Source organism: Saccharopolyspora indica, from assembly GCF_027853965.1.
Lineage (GTDB): Bacteria > Actinomycetota > Actinomycetes > Mycobacteriales > Pseudonocardiaceae > Saccharopolyspora > Saccharopolyspora indica.
In genome coordinates this window covers 644,464-662,221 of the sequence record NZ_JAQGLB010000001.1, presented here as the reverse complement: position 1 = coordinate 662,221, position 17,758 = coordinate 644,464, and the positions used below count along the sequence as shown (strand labels likewise).

15 protein-coding genes are annotated in these 17,758 nt (G+C 71.2%); 5 read left to right on the top strand and 10 right to left on the bottom strand.

Going from position 1 to position 17,758, the window contains the following annotated elements; translation table 11 throughout:
* Positions 1-77 precede the first annotated feature (77 nt).
* Positions 78-302 carry a hypothetical protein gene (locus tag OU416_RS02950; protein ID WP_270925214.1) on the top strand — a complete coding sequence of 75 codons (225 nt, stop codon included), beginning with the start codon at positions 78-80 and terminating at the stop codon, positions 300-302.
* A gap of 152 nt (positions 303-454) precedes the next feature.
* Complete coding sequence (locus OU416_RS02945) at positions 455-901, top strand: hypothetical protein (protein ID WP_270925213.1); 447 nt, start codon at positions 455-457, stop codon at positions 899-901.
* Between the two features lie 127 nt (positions 902-1,028).
* Here the strand turns inward: OU416_RS02945 and OU416_RS02940 are convergent, their stop codons facing one another.
* From OU416_RS02940 to OU416_RS02910, 7 genes are all read right to left on the bottom strand, one after another.
* Positions 1,029-2,405 (bottom strand): LLM class flavin-dependent oxidoreductase, encoded by a 1,377-nt coding sequence (locus OU416_RS02940; protein ID WP_270925212.1) that lies wholly within the window; start codon positions 2,403-2,405, stop codon positions 1,029-1,031.
* Positions 2,402-3,070 carry a methionine ABC transporter permease gene (locus tag OU416_RS02935; RefSeq protein ID WP_270925211.1) on the bottom strand — a complete coding sequence of 223 codons (669 nt, stop codon included), beginning with the start codon at positions 3,068-3,070 and terminating at the stop codon, positions 2,402-2,404. The genes OU416_RS02940 and OU416_RS02935 overlap by 4 nt, the downstream gene beginning before the upstream one ends.
* The gene (locus OU416_RS02930; RefSeq protein ID WP_270925210.1) at positions 3,060-3,830 is read right to left on the bottom strand and encodes a methionine ABC transporter ATP-binding protein; all 771 of its coding nucleotides are present in this window, start codon (positions 3,828-3,830) and stop codon (positions 3,060-3,062) included. Before OU416_RS02930 ends, OU416_RS02935 begins: the two co-directional genes overlap by 11 nt.
* Complete coding sequence (locus OU416_RS02925) at positions 3,827-4,720, bottom strand: MetQ/NlpA family ABC transporter substrate-binding protein (protein ID WP_270925209.1); 894 nt, start codon at positions 4,718-4,720, stop codon at positions 3,827-3,829. Before OU416_RS02925 ends, OU416_RS02930 begins: the two co-directional genes overlap by 4 nt.
* A 98-nt stretch (positions 4,721-4,818) precedes the next feature.
* Positions 4,819-6,033, bottom strand: a complete 1,215-nt coding sequence (locus tag OU416_RS02920) for an acyl-CoA dehydrogenase family protein (protein ID WP_270925208.1) — start codon at positions 6,031-6,033, stop codon at positions 4,819-4,821.
* Positions 6,034-6,049: 16 nt separating this feature from the next.
* Positions 6,050-7,183 carry a dimethylsulfone monooxygenase SfnG gene (gene sfnG / locus OU416_RS02915; RefSeq protein WP_270925207.1) on the bottom strand — a complete coding sequence of 378 codons (1,134 nt, stop codon included), beginning with the start codon at positions 7,181-7,183 and terminating at the stop codon, positions 6,050-6,052.
* A gap of 322 nt (positions 7,184-7,505) precedes the next feature.
* Complete coding sequence (locus OU416_RS02910) at positions 7,506-8,678, bottom strand: LLM class flavin-dependent oxidoreductase (protein WP_270925206.1); 1,173 nt, start codon at positions 8,676-8,678, stop codon at positions 7,506-7,508.
* Positions 8,679-9,136: 458 nt separating this feature from the next.
* Between OU416_RS02910 and OU416_RS02905 the strand changes: the two genes are divergently transcribed.
* The gene (locus OU416_RS02905; protein ID WP_270925205.1) at positions 9,137-10,465 is read left to right on the top strand and encodes an MFS transporter; all 1,329 of its coding nucleotides are present in this window, start codon (positions 9,137-9,139) and stop codon (positions 10,463-10,465) included.
* Positions 10,466-10,469: 4 nt separating this feature from the next.
* On the opposite strand, the gene OU416_RS02900 is transcribed toward OU416_RS02905, so the two are convergent.
* A complete protein-coding gene (locus tag OU416_RS02900; protein ID WP_270925204.1) occupies positions 10,470-11,633 on the bottom strand; it encodes an acyl-CoA dehydrogenase family protein in 1,164 nt (387 codons plus the stop codon).
* 16 nt (positions 11,634-11,649) lie between these two features.
* Entirely contained in the window at positions 11,650-12,849 is a 1,200-nt protein-coding gene (locus OU416_RS02895; RefSeq protein WP_270925203.1) for an SfnB family sulfur acquisition oxidoreductase, read from the bottom strand.
* Between the two features lie 359 nt (positions 12,850-13,208).
* On the opposite strand from OU416_RS02895, the gene OU416_RS02890 reads away from it, so the two are divergent.
* Positions 13,209-15,500, top strand: a complete 2,292-nt coding sequence (locus OU416_RS02890) for a molybdopterin-dependent oxidoreductase (protein ID WP_270925202.1) — start codon at positions 13,209-13,211, stop codon at positions 15,498-15,500.
* Positions 15,501-15,804: 304 nt separating this feature from the next.
* Positions 15,805-16,320, top strand: a complete 516-nt coding sequence (locus OU416_RS02885; RefSeq protein WP_270925201.1) for a lytic polysaccharide monooxygenase auxiliary activity family 9 protein — start codon at positions 15,805-15,807, stop codon at positions 16,318-16,320.
* An 87-nt stretch (positions 16,321-16,407) separates the two neighbouring features.
* On the opposite strand, the gene OU416_RS02880 is transcribed toward OU416_RS02885, so the two are convergent.
* The gene (locus OU416_RS02880) at positions 16,408-17,745 is read right to left on the bottom strand and encodes a flavin monoamine oxidase family protein (RefSeq protein ID WP_270925200.1); all 1,338 of its coding nucleotides are present in this window, start codon (positions 17,743-17,745) and stop codon (positions 16,408-16,410) included.
* Positions 17,746-17,758 lie beyond the last annotated feature (13 nt).

Genomic DNA, 17,758 nt, shown 5'->3' with positions numbered 1-17,758 from the left:
CGGTTCCGGCCACCAAAACGAACCGGCCCCACCCCTCCCCTAGGTGCACCGACCTCACACAGACGACAGGAGTGTCCATGCCCCAGATTGAGCTGCGCTACTTCTGGCTGCCCGTGCCAGACGAGACCAGCGACTACGGCTTGGTCCGCCACGCGTTCGCCGGTAGCCGACTGGACAAAGGCCCGGCCGATGACTCCTTCTGCGGCGACACGTACGCCCTGGCTACTCCATCCGAAGTGGACTGGATACGCGCACCCACCTGCCAGGACTGCAATGCACTGCTGAAAGAGCTCAAGGAATAGCCCCTCATACTCGCTGCCGCTGAGCCCCCTCCCCGGACACCGGCAGCGAAGGGATGGCCTGTCGGTGCGAACCCCCGTAACGCACCGACAGGCCAGCCACCACGACCATCCGACCAAGAAAACGATCACCTTGCACCACGAGGAGATCCACCATGACCAGCCAGAACCAGCAACATTGCCGAGGCGTCCACTGGCACACCTACATCGCCTTCACCCGCGATGCGATGCGATCGCCGCCATGCCGAGCCCTCCGACTGATCCGAATCCCCGACCGCATTCTGCGAACACCGGAAGAAGCGTGCGCCTGGATCGCCACGATGATGAACAGACACGCCCGACGCGCACCCGTCCACTTCATCGACCCCAGAGACGGACGAGGCCACATCGCCGACCACGACCACATCGCCCACAACGCAGCCAGCAACCTCGCCATCCTGCGCCGAGGCCACAGCCTCTACCAAGACTTCGCCCGCGCACACGACCGAATGCACCTCTGGCTCGACGCAGTCAACGCTGCCTTGCCTGATCGGAATTCGCCAGGTCGATGGGGTGAGGACACAGCCCCTCCCTTGCAGAGGGAGACCACAAGCTCGCCCTAACCGCCAGAACAGCAAAGCCGCTAGAAAACAGTGGTGCGACCAGTTTCTATAGCACCCCAAAACGCTCACGGGCCTCCACAGCGAAAACCGAGCCGTTCGCGCTCTCCGCACGACGTGTGGTGAGGTTTCAGCGCTCTGCGTCGCGGAAGGCTGCGCGGTAGGAGGCGGCCGGGTGGCGCGGGTTCAGGCGGGGGCCGTCGGCGTACAGCTTCTCGCGGAAGGTGCCCGGGGTGTAGTCGGTCTGCGCCAGGCCTCGGCGGCGGAGTTCGGGCAGCAGGCCGTCGATCACCTCCGCGTAGCTGCCCGGGATGACGTGGTTGATGATGTTGATCCCGTCGATGCCTGCTTCCTGCCAGCGCTCCAGCTCGTCGGCGATCCGCTCCGGCGTGCCGACCAGCCGCATCCGCTCCGCGCGGTAGCGCACCATGTCCTCGATGGTCGGGTTGCCGCCCGGCACGGAGTCGATGACGGCCTGCAGCACGCCGCGGCCGCCCTCGACGCGCAGGTCCTTCAGCGGGGTGTCCACCGGCGCGTCGCCGAGGTCCACGCCCATTCCGCCGAGCATGTGCGCGGCGAGGCCGTCCACCGAGAGGTACTCGTCGAAGTCGGCCTTGCGCCGCCGGGCCTCGGCTTCGGTGCTGCCGACCACGAAGGACAGCCCCGCGAAGAACAGCACGTCCTCCGGACGGCGGCCGTGATCGGCGGCCTGCGCGCGGACGGTCGTGGTGATCTTGCGCGCGCTTCCCGGCGAACCGGCGAACATGAACACCGCTTCGGCGTTGCGCGCCGCGAACGCCATCCCGGCAGGAGAGGTGCCCGCCTGGAACAGCACCGGGGTGCGCTGCGCCGACGGCGCCACCAGGTGCGGGCCCTCCACCGAGTACCGCTCGCCGCGGTGGTGGATCTTGTGGATCTTCGCCGGATCGGCGTGCACCCCGGCGGCCTTGTCCCGCCGCAGCGCGTCGTCCTCCCAGCTGCCCTCCAGCAGCTTGTAGACCACCTCGACGTACTCGTCGGCCCACCGGTAGCGCTCGTCGTGCGGGGTCAGGCCGGGCAGGCCGAAGTTGCGGTGGGCGTTCTCCAGCGCCGAGGTGACGATGTTCCAGCCCGTCCGGCCGCCGGTGAGGTGGTCGAGCGTGGCGGCGCGCCGGGCGAAGGTGAACGGGTGCTCCTGGATCACCGAGCTGGTCCAGGCCAGGCCCAGGTGCTCGGTCACCGCGCCGAGCGCGGAGATCATCACCGACGGGTCGTGCGAGGGGATCTGCAGGCCCTCGGTGGCGAAGATGTCCCAGTTGCCGCGGTAGTTTCCGTAGAGCCCTACGACGTCGGCGAAGAAGATCGCGTCGAAGCGGGCCGCCTCCAGCTGCCGGGCGAGGTCGGTCCACAGCGACAGCTCGTCGAAGCGGTGCTGCTGGGCCTGCGGGTGCCGCCACTGGCCTTCCAGGATGTGCGAGGTGGTGGCCATGACGAAAGCGCTCAGCCGCAGCCGCTTCCGGGCGCTCACAGCCGCTTGTCCAGTCGTCGCACGGTCAGGTTCCCGGCCAGCTGGACCAGTTGCACCAGCGCGATCATCACCAGCACCGCCACCACCATCACGCCCGTCTCGTAGCGGTAGTAGCCGTGCCGGATGGCGAAGTCGCCGATGCCCCCGCCGCCGACCAGGCCCGCGATCGCCGAGTAGGAGATGAAGCTGACCACCATGATGGTGATCGAGCCCGCCAGCCCCGGCCGCGCCTCGACCAGCAGCACGCTCCAGATGGTGCGCAGCCTCGACGCGCCCATCGCCTGCGCCGCCTCGATCACGCCGGGGCTGACCTGCAGCAGGTTCTGCTCGACGAACCGCGACAGGTAGGCGACGGCGTTGACGCACAGCGGCACGGTCACCGCGAGGGTGCCGACGCTGGTGCCCACGATCAGCCGGGTGATCGGGATCATCGCGATCAGCAGGATGAGGAAGGGGAACGAGCGGACGAGGTTCACCACCGCGTTGAGCACCTGGTGCAGCCGCGGTGACGGGCTCGGTCCGCCAGGCCCGCTCGACCACAGCAGCACTCCGATCGGCACCGCGGACAGCACCGCGATCGGTACCGTGATCAGCAGCATGATCCCGGTCTCGCCCAGCGCCTCGGCCATCTCCGGGAGCGCCGCGAGGATGCGCTCAGCCGACATGGGTCTCCTCCAAGCTCCGCAGCCGGATGCGGTCGTCGATCAGGAACTGGGCGATCTCGGTCTCCGGCCGCAGCGGCGAGCCGTCCAGCCGCAGGTGTTCGACGACCTTGCCGCCGTCCATCACCGCGACGTCGTCGGCGATCGCGCGCACCACGTTCATCTCGTGGGTGACCAGCACGATCGTGATGCCGAGCCGCTCGTTGACCTCCTTGAGGTAGCTCAGCACCGACACCGTGGTGCGCGGGTCGACGGCGCTGGTCGGTTCGTCGCACAGCAGCACCGACGGTTCGTTGGCCAGCGCCCGGGCGATCGCTACGCGCTGCTGCTGCCCGCCCGAGAGCTTCGCCGGGTAGGCACCGGCCTTGTCGGAGAGGTCCACCACCGCCAGCGCTTCGGCCACCCTCGCCGCGCGCGCCGCCTTGCCAACTCCGGCGATGCGCAGGGCCAGCTCGACGTTCTGCGCCGCGGTGAGGTTGGCGAGCAGGTTGAAGTGCTGGAAGATCATGCCGATCTTGGCTCGCCGCCTGCGCAGCTCGACGTCATCCACAGTGGTCAGATCGGTGCCGTCGACCGCCACCGAGCCGGAGTCCGGCCGCTCCAGGAGGTTGATCAGGCGGATCAGCGTCGACTTGCCCGCCCCGGAGAACCCGATGATGCCCTGCACCGATCCGCGCGGCACGTGCAGGTCGACGTCGTCGACGGCGGTCAGCGGGCCGTCCGGGCCGGTGAAGCGCTTGGTGACGCCGCGCAAGGTGATCAACGTCCGCCGTCCTTCCACCACTGCCCGAGCTGGGCCTGCGGGTCCTCGGCCCACGGCAGCGGAGCCCACTCGCCGTAGAACTGCTTGAAGAAGTCGCGGACCCGCGGGCTCTGCAGAGCTGCTTGCAGCGCACGGGCCTTGGCCGAGCCCACCTCGTCCGGGCGACCGCCGACGACGATCCGGTACGGGACGGCGTCGAGGTCCTCCTCCCGCAGCAGGGCCGCGCCCTCCACGTCCAGCCCGATCTCGATCGCCTGCCGGGAGAACAGGAACCCGGCGTCGACGTCCGGCAGCGTCTGGGTGAGCGTCTGCTGGTCGACCTCCACGAAGGAGTAGCGATGCGGGTTGTCCACGATGTCGCGCTGGCTGGTGGTCACCACCTGCGCGCCCTCGCGCAGCTTCAGCCGCCCGGCGCCGGCCAGCAGGTGCAGGGCGCGGCCGTTGTTCGCCGGGTCCACCGGTAGCGCGATGCGGGCGCCGTCGGGCAGCTGCGAGATGTCGTCGTAGCGCGTGGAGTACACGCCCGCGGGCGAGCCGACGGCGTAGAACAGCGGCACCACGTCGGTTCCGTTGTCGCGGTTGAAGGTCTGCAGGTACGCGCCGTGCTGGAAGAAGTTGAAGTCGGCTTCCCCGGCGCTGACCGCGTGGTTGGGCTGCACGATGTCGGTCACGTACCGGACGTCGAGCCGCCAGCCCTCGGCTTCGAGCTGGTCGCGGGCGATCTCCAGCGGGTCGTGGTACGGCGGGCTGTCGGTGGCGATGATGCTGATGGTGCGCTCGTCGGAGGCGGCCCCGCCGGCCAGCCCGCAGCCGGCGAGGGCCAGCACCAGGGTGCCGATCAGGGCGAGGAAGTGCTTGTTGCGGCGGGACGGGTGGTGCGAAGTGGACACTGCGGTCGCTTTCTGCTGGTCGCGGAGGTGCGGTTCGTGAGCGCGCAACCGGGGTGGGGCCCGGTTGCGCGCTCACGACCTCTCCCCCGCCTCGGTGGTCAGGTGTACCAAGTGGGTTCGGGCAGTTCGCCGAGCAGCGCGTAGCGCCCGACCTCCACCCGCTTGTAGGCGACGGGATCGTGCAGGCTGTGCGTGCGCAGGTTCCGCCAGTAGATGTCCAGGCCGACCGAGTTCGCGGTGGCCCGCGCGCCGGTGACCTCGAAGATCCGGGTGCTGACCTCCAGACCGGTGTCGATGATGCGCTGCTTGGCCGCCGCGATCAGCACCGCGGCCTCGCCCCGCTGCCGCTCGGTCAGCGACTCCCGCTCGGCGTGCAGCAGCCCGGACAGCACGGCACCGGCCTTGTCGATCAGCGCTTCGGCGGCCCACAGCTTGGCCTGGAGGTCGCCGAAGGCGTCGAGGACGTAGAACTCCTCGGTCGCGGACTCCTTGTTGTCCCCGCCGTAGGGCCAGGGCCGGGTACGCTGGGCGGTGTAGGAGATGCCCGCCCGCAACGCCGCCTGGGCGATGCCGAGGTAGAAGTTGGCGAACACCAGCTGGATCGTCGGCACGTTGAGCGTGTTGTAGGTCAGCGGGCGGAACTCCTTGTCCACGTAGCCCGCCGCCGAGGTCCACGGCACCCGCACGTCCTCGACCAGCACGCTGCCGGATTCGGTGAGCCGCTGGCCCAGGTTGTCCCAGTCGTCGCCGAATGTGATGCCCTGCTGGCCGGACGGGACGATCGCGAAGACGTGCCCGCCGCCGTCCTCCAGCACGCCTTCCAGCACCGTCAGGTCGGAGACCTTGCCGCCGGTGGAGAAGGACTTCCGGCCGCGGAAGACCAGCCGGTCGCCTTCGTCGGCGATGACCAGGTCGTCGTCGCGGGGGTTGACCGCCCCGCCGAAGAAGAGGTTGCTCGCGGTGTAGAGCTCTTCGACCGCGGCGATCTGCTCGGTGGTGCCGACCAGCCGCGCCGCCCAGGCCCACAGGTAGTGGTAGCCGAGCAGCTGCCCGATCGAGCCGTCTCCCCCGGCCACCTCGCGGACGACCCGGTACGCCGTCTCCCAGCTCTGTCCGGCCCCGCCGTGCTCCCGCGGTCCGAGCAGCGTCACCAGCCCGGCGTCTTTGAGCAGCGCCACCTCCTCGTAGGGCGTGCTGTTCGCCCGGTCCCGGGCCAGGGCGTCGGTGGCCAGGACGGCGGCGACGTCCTTGGCCCGTTCGATCCACTCCGCCGCGGTGGTGGGCCGTGCGTCGGTCCAGTTCCTCGTGGTCATGGTCGTGCGCCTCCGGTCACCGTGCGTTTCCGGCACCGAGCGGGTCGCCGGTGCGGTCGAGTTCGGCTTCGAGTTCGCGGACGATCGGCAGCACGTGGCGGCCGAAGTGCTCGACGTCCTCCAGGTAGTGCAGGAAGCCGAGCAGGATCAGGTCCGCGCCGCGCTTCTTGTACTCGACGATGCGGCGCGCGATCTGCTCCGGCGTGCCGATCAGCCCGGTGCGGAATCCGTCGTTGTACTGCACCAGGTCGGCGAACCCGGAGTCCGCCCACATGCCCTTTCCGTCCGAAGTGGACTTTCCGGCCTGCCGCACGGCGGCGCGGAAGCCCTCCACCGCCTCGGTGTCGGCCTTGTCGACGATCTCGCGCAGCACGCCGCGCGCCTGCGCCTCGGTTTCGCGGGCGATCAGGAAGCCGTTCAGGCCGAACCGGACGGTGCGGCCGTGCTCGGCTGCGGTGGCCCGGACGTCGGCGACCTGCTCGGTGAAGCCATCGAAGTCCTTGCCGTTGCTGAAGTACCAGTCGGAGACCCGGCCGGCGACCTGTCGCGCGGCGGTCGAGTTGCCACCCTGGAAGATCTCCGGGTGCGCACGGCCGGGCACCGGGTGCGGCTGCGGGCGCAGGCTGAAGTCGTGGATCCGGTAGAAGTCGCCGCTGAAGTCGAAGTCCGGCCGGGTCCACAGGCCGCGCAGCACCCGGATGAACTCCTCCGTGCGGCGGTAGCGCTCGTCGTGCTCGAGCCAGGGTTCGCCGAGGCCGGTGAACTCGTCCTTGAACCAGCCGCTGACGATGTTCGCCGCGAAGCGGCCCCGGGACAGCAGGTCGGCGGTGATGCCGAACTTGGCCAAGACCGCCGGGTGCCACAGCCCCGGGTGGGCGGCGACGATCAGCTTCAGCCGTTCGGTGGCCAGCAGCAGCCCGAGGCTGAACGCGGCCGGGTCGTGCTGCTGGGCGGCGCCGTAGCTGGAGGCGTAGCGGACCTGGCTGAGCGCGTACTCGAACCCGCTGCGCTCGGCGAGCACGGCGAGTTCCCGGTTGTAGTCGAATCCGAAGTCGGTTCGCTGTTCGATCTTGCTGGTGACCAGGCCACCGCTGACGTTGGGCACCCAGTAGGCGAATTTCAGCGGTTCGGCGCGGTGGGCATCGGGCATGCTCATCTCCTGTCGCGCACGGGGCACCGGCGCGCGGCACCGGCGCCAGCTGCGTCTGGCAGCTCGCGGGAAAAGCGGGGATCGGCCGCCCGGTTCAGGCGGCGGAGGAGATCAGCAGCCGCGACAGGACTGCGCGCCGACGCGAGCGAGGTCGACGTGGCGGCGCCTGGTCAGCCGGTCTGCGGGGAACACGCATCAATGCCACCAAAGAAGATCAGCGGTGTCAACGGATCTCAGCACCCGGACATAGTCCTTTGTGGACATGAAAAGGGCCCGCCGGGCGGCGTGGTGCCGCCCGGCGGGCCCGCTGCCACCTCGCCGGTCAGGAAGCCGCGGCGGGCTCCCGCGAGCCGCCCGCGAACGGGATGCCCGCCGGCGCGGCATCGGCGGCCCCGGCCGGGTGCCGCCACAGGCCCTTGCGCTCCAGGATCGGCAGCACGCCTTCGCCGAACCAGTACGCCTCCTCCAGGTGCGGGTGCCCGGAGAGCACGAACTCGTCGATGCCGAGCGCGTGGTACTCCTCGATCCGCTCGGCGACCTCGGCGTGGCTGCCGACCAGCGCGGTCCCGGCCCCACCGCGCACCAGGCCGACGCCCGCCCACAGGTTCGGGTAGATCTCCAGGTTCGCGGTCGATCCGCCGTGCAGCTCCAGCATCCGTCGCTGCCCCTCGGACTCGCTGCGCCCCAGGCCTTCTTGCACTCGCGAGATGGTCGCCGGGTCCAGCGCGTCGAGCAGCCGCTGCGCCTCCGCCCAGGCCTGCTCGCTGGTGTCGCGGCTGATCACGTGCAGCCGGATGCCGAAGCGCGGCGTGCGGCCCTGCTCGGCCGCCAGCGCGCGGATCCACTCGACCTTCTCCGCGACCTTCTGCGGCGGCTCACCCCAGGTCAGGTACACGTCGGCGTGCTTGGCCGCGACGGTGCCCGCCGCGGGCGAGGAGCCGCCGAAGTACAGCGCGGGCACCGGGTCCGGGATCCGGGCGAGCTCGGCGCCTTCGACGTGCACGTGCGCGCCCTCGAAGTCGACCCGCTCGCCTCGCCACAATCCCCGCACCACGTGCAGGAACTCGTCGCAGCGCGCGTAGCGGGCGTCCTTGTCCAGGAAGTCGCCGTAGGCGCGCTGCTCGGCGCTCTCACCGCCGGTCACCACGTTGAGCAGCAGCCGCTGGCCGGAGTGGCGCTGGAACGTCGCGGCCATCTGCGCGCCCAGCGTCGGCGACACCAGTCCCGGCCGGAACGCCACCAGGAACTTCAGCCGCTCGGTGACCTCCGCCAGCATCGCCGTGGACAGCCAGGCGTCCTCGCACCAGGCACCGGTCGGCGTCAGCGCGCCCTCGAACCCGAGCTGCGCGGCGCTGCGGGCGATCTGGCCGAGGTAGGCCAGCGTCGCGGGCCGGGAGCCGGTGGCGGTGTTGGTGGTCGCCACGCCGTGCCCGCCGCCGACGAGGTACCGGCTGTCGCCGTAGGTGGGCAGGAACCAGTGGAAGGTCAAAGACATCAGTCACTCCAGGGGAAGCGGGACCGGCCCAGCACGTGGTCGCGAACCCGTCGAGTCCGTTGTGGACGAAGAGATGGCCTCGCCGCGCGGGCGGGAACTGCCGTCAAGGACGACAGGCCTGCGCCGACACGCGGTGGAAGTCCACGTGCCGGCGCCTGGTGAACAGCGCCGCGGCTCGCACGGATCAATCGCAGCAAAGCCGCGCCGCGGGTGTCAACCGGCGGCCGGGCCATCCCACCTGGCGGACCACCGCGGTGATCTCATCGGCTGGAACCGGCCTGCCGCGACGTTGACACCGCCTCGGCCGCCTCCATAGCGTCGCCGTGTGCTCCGACCGGTGCTGCTGACCTGCCGCCACCACGTGGACCTGCTGCGCGTGACGTCCGCGGCCTGTTCCGCCTCCTGAAACCACTCACCAGCCGATCCGGCACGCACCCACATCCGCAGGAGGCAGCACCATGACCGCGACCTCGCACGTCGAGGCGCCCGGCACCCGGCAGGTTCCGGCCAAGGACGTCCGCACGGTGATCGCGTCCAGCCTGATGGGCACCACCGTCGAGTGGTACGACTTCTTCCTCTACAGCACCGCCGCCGGGCTGGTCTTCGACGAGCTGTTCTTCCCCACCGACGACCCGGCGGTCTCCACCGTGCTGGCCTTCGCGACGTTCTTCGTCGGCTTCGTCGCCCGCCCGCTCGGCGGTGTCCTTTTCGGACACATCGGCGACCGGATCGGCCGCAAGCGCACGCTGGTGACCACGATGCTGCTGATGGGCGTGGCCACGGCCCTGATGGGCGCGCTGCCCACCTACGCCGACATCGGGCTGCTCGCGCCCGTCCTGCTGGTGCTGCTGCGCGTCGTGCAGGGCTTGGCGATCGGCGGCGAGTGGGCGGGCGCGGTGCTCATGGCGGTGGAGTACGCGCCGCCGGGAAAGCAGGCCCGCTACGGCGCCTGGCCGCAGGTCGGCCTCGCGCTGGGGCTGGGCTTGGGCACCGGGCTGTTCGCGCTGCTCGGCAACGTGCTCGACGACGAGCAGTTCCTCGGCTACGGCTGGCGGATCGCGTTCGGGCTCAGCATCGTGCTGGTGTTCATCGGCCTGCTGATCCGCCTGCGGGTGGCCGAAACACCGGCCTTCGAGCAGATGCGCGCCGCGCGGGAGACCTCCCGCGCGCCCTTCCTGGACCTCTTCCGCGACCGCACGGCCCGCCGCAACACGCTGCTCGGCCTGCTCTCGCGCTGGGCCGAAGGAGCGGCTTTCAACACCTGGGCGGTGTTCTTCCTGGCCTACGCGACCACGACGCTCGCCATGCCACGCACCGATGTGCTCGTGGCCGTGATGGCCGCCTCGATCGTGCTGGCCGTGCTCATCCCGGTGTTCGGGCGACTCGCCGACCAGTGGACTCCTCGCCGCACGTACGCCTTCGGCGCAGTGCTGTTCGCGGCATCGGTCTTGCCCGCGTTCCTCGCGTTCCAGACCCGCGATCCGCTGCTGATCGGAGTGGTGATCGTGCTGGTGCTGGGCGTCGTGCACGCGGTGCTCTACGCCCCGCAGGGCACGCTGTACGCGCAGCTCGCGCCGGTGCGGCTGCGCTACACCGGGATGTCGTTCGTCTACCAGTTCTCCGGCATCTACGCCTCGGGTCTCACGCCGATGGTGATCACGATGCTGCTCGCCGTCGGCGGCTCGCCGTGGTGGGCTTGCGGTTACCTCGTGCTCGCCGGGCTGATCGGCGCGGGCGCGACGCTGGCGTTGCGCCCGCGCGACCTGCACTTCGGGCGCGAGGCCTGAGCGTTCAGGCCGGTGCTCCGGTGGTCCAGCCGAACACCGGGAGAGCATCGTTGATCGCGTGGTCGCCCACTGCCCGGGACTTGTAGATCAGCGGGTTGTGCACGGTGAGCGTGCGGGCGTTGCGCCAGTGGCGGTCGAGCTGCCGGGTCTCGCTGACCACCGACGAGCCGCCCACCTCGAACAGCTCCGCCGCGGCGCGCAGGACCACGTCGGCGATGGCCACCTGCGCTTTGGCCACGTCGTCCTCGGCTGCGATGACGTCGTCCTGCGCGCCCTCCTGCGCCCGGCGCACCGAGGCGACCGCGGCTTCCAGCGTTGCCTGCGCGGCGAACGCGGCGCTGTGGATCTTGCCGACCACCTGCTGGACCAGCGGATCGTCCTTGGGCAGCGGCGCGCTGGCGTGGCTGTACGAGCGGCGGCGCTCCCGCACGAACCCGGTGGCCTCGCGCGCCGCCGCCCGGGCCACGCCGACGAGGGAGGCCAGCAGCACGAGCTGCGCCAACGCGGTGTGCAGGCCCGGTCCACGGTCCCACCGCACGACGTGGGCCGCGTCGACCTCGACGTCGGTGAACTCGACCGTGCCGCTGGCGGTGGTCCGCTGCCCGAAGCCGTCCCAGTCGTCGCGCTGGACCAGCCCGTCCGCGTGCGCCGGGACCCGCGCCACGACCAGCTCACCCGGCGCCCGCTCGGCGCGCACGGTCAGCCATTCCGCGAACAGGCTGCCCGTGGCGTAGTACTTGGTGCCGTTGAGCACCAGGCGCCCGTCCTTCTCCGACAACCGGGTGTTGAGCCGCCCCACCTCGTGCGGATCGCGTTCGCTGATCGCATTGCCGACCAACGTCCCGGCGGCGACCAGCCGGAGCCACTCCTCGCGCTCGGCCGACGCCGGCTGCCGCAGCTGTTCCTCCACGAACAGCACGTGCGGGCGCAGCGCCTGCGGCAGGTTGGAGTCGGCCTCGCCCAGCTCCACCAGCAGGCCGAACAGCTCGTCCAGCCCGGCTCCGGCCCCGCCCAGCCGCCGTGGCACCCGGATGGCACCGAAGCCGGCGGCCCGCAGCCAGCCCACCTCCTCGTGCGGCAGGCGGCGCTGCCGCTCGCGGTCCGCCGCGCCGTCGGCGATCCGCTCGAACACCGGGCGGAACCGCGCCGCCAGATCCTCCCTCGACACGTGGTCCTCCTCGTTCTCAGACGATCCCGTTGCGGGGCGGGTGCGTTCCGTTGAGCTCGTAGTCGCCCAGGTGCTGGACCTTCCACCGGCGCGGGTCGTGCAGGGTGTGGGTGCGGGCGTTGCGCCAGTGCCGGTCGAGGTTGCGGCCCGTCCGGGCGGCCCGGGCGCCGATGAGCGCGAAGATGTCGCTGGAGACCGACACTGCGGCGTCGTCGGCTTGCGCGCGGACGGCCGCCACCGCGACCGACGCCTCCGCCGCCTTGTCCTCGGCGTCGTCGGCTCCCGAGTCGATCGCCGCTCTCGCGGCGTCGAGCGCATCACCCGCTTCGTTGAGCAACGCCTTGGCCGCCCGCACGCGCAGCGCGAGCTCGCCGAAGCGCTGCACCACCAGCGGCTCCTCCGCGGTGCGCTCCACACCGGCCTCCCACCACGGGCGGCTGAGCTCGCGCACCCCGCTCCCGCCGTCGCGCAGCGCGGCCTCGGCGATGCCCACGTCGATCGCGGCGTGCAGGAACTGCCCGTAGGCGCCGAAGATCTCGGCGCCGCCGAAGGTCCGGTAGTGCGGCACGACCCGCTCCGGCGGCACCCGGACGCCGTCCAGCAGCACCGTGCCGCTGGCGGTGGTGCGCTGCCCGATGCCGTCCCAATCGTCCAGCACGGTCAGCCCGTCGGCACCGGCCGGGACGAACGCCGCGTTGACCTGGTTCTCGTCGTCGATGGCGAACACCGGGATCCAGTGCGCGAACAGGGCGCCGGTGGTGTAGTTCTTGGTCCCGGTGATCCGGAAGTCCCCGCCGGGCTGCTCGACCAGCCTGGTCTCGAAGGCGTGCGCCGTCTTCGCCCCGGCCTCGGCCAGCGCGTTGCCGAACCGCTTGCCCGCCAGCACCTCGGCGTGGAAGAACGCCAGCTGCCGCTCGGTGGCGTTGTGCCGGAGCACGTTGAGGAAGAAGAAGTGGTTCTGCGGGATCTGGCCGATGCTCGAATCACCGGCCGCCAGCAGCCGGAAGACCGAGCCCAAGGTCCGGTGCGACGCCTCAGCCCCGCCGTGCCGCCGGGGCACGGTGATGCCGAGCAGCCCGCTCCCGGACAGCTCCGCCAGCTCGTCCTTCGGCAGGATGCGCTGCGCGTCCCGCTGCGAGGCGCCTTCGGCGAACCGCTCCCCCAGCCGGGCGGCGACGGCGAGCGCCTCCGCGTCGTCGGCGATGACGTGGACCATCGGACTCCTCCACTGCCTGCGGTGAAACACCCGGTGCACCAATCTCTCCGACCCGGACACTACCGATCCGGCCGAGGCGCTCAACCCCTTTCCAGATGCTGGTAGCCACCTCGTACAGTCCACTGTGGCCAGAATGTTTCAGGTCGGTTAAGCCGGAACCAACACATTCCACAAAGGACTTCAAAACCGGTGTCGGCGCATCACGCGATCCGCCTCTCCACCGAACCCGAGCGGCGCGGGACGAGCCGGCGATCCCCCAACGCGACGAGTGGATTAGGTCTCGATCCGGCCGGAGGCGGCCGGGCGAAGGGCTACCGTGTACGGAGAGCGACCGGTGGAACCCCGACGCGGGAGGGCTCATGAGCATCGAACGGACCTGGCGGCCGAGCAGCTCGCACTGGGGCGCCTTCCGCGCCACCACCGATGCCGACGGCACCCTCCACGTCCAGCCGCACCCCGCCGATCCCGCGCCGTCGCCGCTGCTGGGCAACCTCGCCGGCACCGTCCAGCACCGCACCCGCGTCCGGCGGCCCGCGATCCGCCGTGGCTGGCTCACCGATGGCCCTGGCCCGACCGGTGCGCGCGGCGACGAGGAGTTCGTGGAAGTCAGCTGGGACACCGCCCTGGACCTGGTCGCCGGGGAGCTGGAGCGCACCCGGCGGGAGCACGGCAACGAGGCGATCTACGGCGGCTCCGGCGGCTGGGCCAGCGCCGGGCGCTTCCACCACGCGCTGAGCCAGCTGCACCGGTTCCACAACACCATCGGCGGCTACACCGCCTCGCGCAACAACTACAGCTACGGCACCTCCCAGGTGCTGCTGCAGCACGTGATCGGCGGCGTCGACGCGCTGGTGCAGCACGCCGACAGCTGGGCGACGCTGCGCGAGCACACCGACCTCGTGGTGGCCTTCGGCGGGTTGCCCGGCAAGAACCTCTCGATCGCCCCCGGCGGGATCACCCGCCACACCGGATCCGCCGTGCTGCGCGACCTGGGCACCGACCTGGTGGCGATCAGCCCGCTCGCCAGCGACGCCCCAGCGCGCTCCGGCGAGACCTGGTGGCCGATCGCACCCGGCACCGATGTCGCCCTCCAGCTCGGTCTGGCCCACACCCTGCTCACCGCCGGCCACCACGACCAGGACTTCCTGGACCGCTGCTGCACCGGCTTCGAGGTGTTCGCCGGGTACCTGCGCGGTGATCGGGACGGGATCGCGAAATCCGCCGAGTGGGCGGCCGGGATCTGCGGGATCGACGCCGCGGACATCCGCGCCCTGGCCGAGCGGATGGCCGCCGGGCGCACGCTGATCACGGTCTCGTGGTCGTTGCAGCGCACCGAGCACGGCGAGCAACCGGTGTGGGCGGGGCTCGCGCTGGCCGCGATGCTCGGCCAGATCGGGTTGCCCGGCGGCGGATTCGGGCACGGCTACGGGTCGATGGCCGACGTCGGCGACGACGCACCCACGGTGCGGCCGCCGACCCTGCCGATGGGCAGCAACCCGGTGCAGGCGTTCATCCCGGTGGCCCGCATCGCCGACCTGCTGCTCAACCCGGGCCGGGAGTACGACTACGACGGGCAGCGCCTGACCTACCCGGACATCCGGCTGGTGCACTGGGCCGGCGGCAACCCGTTCCACCACCACCAGGACCTCAACCGGCTGCGGCGGGCGTTCGGCCGCCCGGACACCGTCGTCGTGCACGAGACGCACTGGACGGCCACCGCGCGGCACGCCGACGTGGTGTTCCCGTCGACCACGGCGCTGGAGCGCGAGGACGTCGGCGCCGGGCACCGCGACAGTCACCTGATCGCGATGCACCAGGTGCTCGAACCGGTCGGCGAGGCCCGCGACGACTACGCCACCCTGGCCGGGCTCGCGCAGCGGCTGGGCACCCACGAGGAGTTCACCGAAGGCCGCTCGCCCCGCGAATGGCTGGTGCACCTCTACGAGCAGTGGCGCACCGGGCTGATCGCGCAGGGCCACGACATCCCGCCGTTCACCGAGTTCTGGGCAGCCGGAGACCTGCGGATGCCGGATGTCCGGCACCGCGCGCCGCTCGCGGCGCTGCGCTCCGACCCGGAGCGGAACCCGCTGCCCACGCCCAGCGGCCGGATCGAGCTGTTCTCGGCGACGATCGACTCCTTCGGCTACGCCGATTGCCCCGGCCACCCGGCGTGGTTGCCCCCGCAGCAGCGGCGCGGCGGCCCGCTGCACCTGATCGCCAACCAGCCGCCGACGCGGCTGCACAGCCAGGGCGACGTGGGCGAGGTCAGCCAGCGCGCCAAGGTCGCGGGACGCGAGGCGATCCGCATCCACCCGCGGGACGCCGCCGCGCGGGGGATCTCCGACGGCGACGTGGTCCGGGTGTTCAACCACCTCGGCGCCTGCCTGGCCGGAGCCCGCGTGAGCGAGGACGTCCGGCCCGGTGTGGTCGTGCTGCCCACCGGAGCGTGGTTCGACCCGCAGCCCGATCCGGCACGTCCCGGCGAAACCCTCTGCGCGCACGGCAATCCCAACGTGCTGACCGCCGATGTGCCCTCGTCCCGGCTGTCGCAGGGCTGCGCCGGGCAGCACGCGCACGTCGAGATCGAGCGCCACCTCGGCCCGGTTCCGGCGCTGCGCTGCAGCGCGCCGCCGCCGCTGGCCGATTCCTGAGGCCAACGCCGCGCTTTGCCCGCGCGCGGTGTGATTTCCGCTCCGCCGCAGCGTTTTCCGGTGACCAGTTCGCGGATTGGTCCTGGTCCTTTGCGGTGAGGCCGTTTCGTTCATCTTGACCGGATTCCGACCAGATCATTATGGTCCAGACCACACCGAAACCTCGGGTCGGCAGGTCGACCGGCGGTCGTCGACCACGCCGCTGCTCTCCCCTATCCAAGGCGAATCCCGCACTTCGCCGGCCGCCAGCACGGGGGGCCCGCCCGGCAGGGAACAGCCCGGCCGGATCGACAAGGGAGTCGATATGACATCGAAGCGCAAGTTCGCCGCAGCGGCGGTCGGCGCGGCGATCGCGCCCTTCCTGGTGGCCATCCCCACCTCGACCGCCAGCGCGCACGGCTACATCAACACGCCGCCGAGCCGCCAAGCCCAGTGCGCCCAGGGCACCGTGTCCTGCGGCCAGATCAAGTGGGAGCCGCAGAGCGTCGAGGGCCCCAAGGGCCTGACCAGCTGCAGCGGCGGCAACGGCCGGTTCTCCGAGCTCGACGACGACAGCAAGGGCTGGCAGGCCACCAGGGTCGGCAACTCGGTGAACTTCAACTGGACGATCACCGCCTCGCACGCCACCACCACGTGGGAGTACTTCATCGGCGGCAACCGCGTCGCGGTCTTCGACGACGGTGGCAAGCGCCCGCCGAACAGCTTCTCGCACAACGTCAACCTCGGTGGCGTCAGCGGCAAGCAGAAGTTGCTGGCGGTGTGGAACATCGCCGACACCGGCAACGCGTTCTACAACTGCGTCGACCTCCAGGTCGGCTGAGACGCGCCGGGCCCGGCCCGGTACGCAGAGATCCCGCGGAGATTCCGGCGGCGCCAGCCGGATCCCGCGGGATCTTCGCCTTCCCGCCTAGCCCGACAACGCCGCGCCGACCTCGGCCGCCGCGCGGCGGCCGGATTCCACCGCGCCGTCGAAGTACCCGTTCCACCGCACCGCGGTTTCGGTGCAGGCCCAGTGCAGCGCCCCGACCGGTGCGCGCAGCGCCGCGCCGAACGAGGTCCAGCCGCCGGGGATGAAGTGCCCGGAGAAGCAGCCCCGCGTCCACTCCTCGGCCAGCCAGTCGAACTCGACGAACTCGTCGGGTTCCAGCGCCCGGCCGCCGAACAGCTCGCCGAGCTGCGCCAGCACGATCCGCCGCCGCTCGGCCGGATCGCGGCGGCGCAGCAGGATCGCCTCCTCGCCGTAGGCGAACGCGGTCAGCACCGCCCTGGGCGAGTTCGGCGGCGTGTTGTCCACGGTTTCGGTGAGCACGCCCGAGGTGGACCTGGCGACGCCGGACAGGCCGTCCGCCCGCCAGAACGGTTCCGGGTAGACGGCGTGCACCTTCATCGCGGTCCCGGCGGGCATCCGCTGGAACGCGCCTTCGCGCAGCCCCGGCAGCGGCGGGTCGTACTGGATGCGCCCGGCGAGCATCGGCGGCACCGCGATGATCACCCGCGAGGCCCACTGCTCGCCGAGCCTGGTGACCAGCCGCGCCCCCGACCCGTCGTGCTCGATGCGCAGGACCGGGTCGCTCAGGTGCACGGTGCCCGCGGGCAGATCGGCCGCCATCCGGTTGGCGATCTCCTGCGCACCGCCCACGATCCGCGTGTCCTGAGCGGCTCCCGCGTAGCCGAGCAGCGGTTCCACGCCGCCCGCGCTGGCGATGTAGAACAGGGTCTCCAGCACCGAGGTCTCGCTGGCGCTGCCGGCGAGCAGCCCGCCGGAGATCACCCGGTCCAGGAACCTCGCCGCCACCTGCGAGCAGCCCCGGTCGGCGATCCAGGAGGCGAAGGTGCAGCGGTCCCACTCCGCCGCTCGGGGCGCGTTCCACGGTTCGGCCACCGGGACCTGCCGCGCCATGGCGTCGATCTCGGCGAACAGCTCGGTGATCTCCGGCGGGGTTCCGGTGAGCCGATGACCGCCGTAGTCGACGATCATCGCGCCCTCGCCGGGCGTCGGGTAGGTCTCGACGCCATAGCGCTGCACCAGCTCGGTGATGTTCAGCTGGGTCGGCCCGATCCACTGCCCGCCCAGGTCGAGCTGCGTGCCGTCGGCCAGGTACCGGGTCAGCACCCGCCCGCCGACGCGCGGGCGCGCCTCCAGCACCCGGGTGGAGAGCCCGGCGCGCACCAGTTCGTGCGCGGCGCTGAGCCCGGCGAAACCCGCGCCGACGACGACCGCGTCGTAGTACCCGAACCGAGGCATCCCGCCACCACCC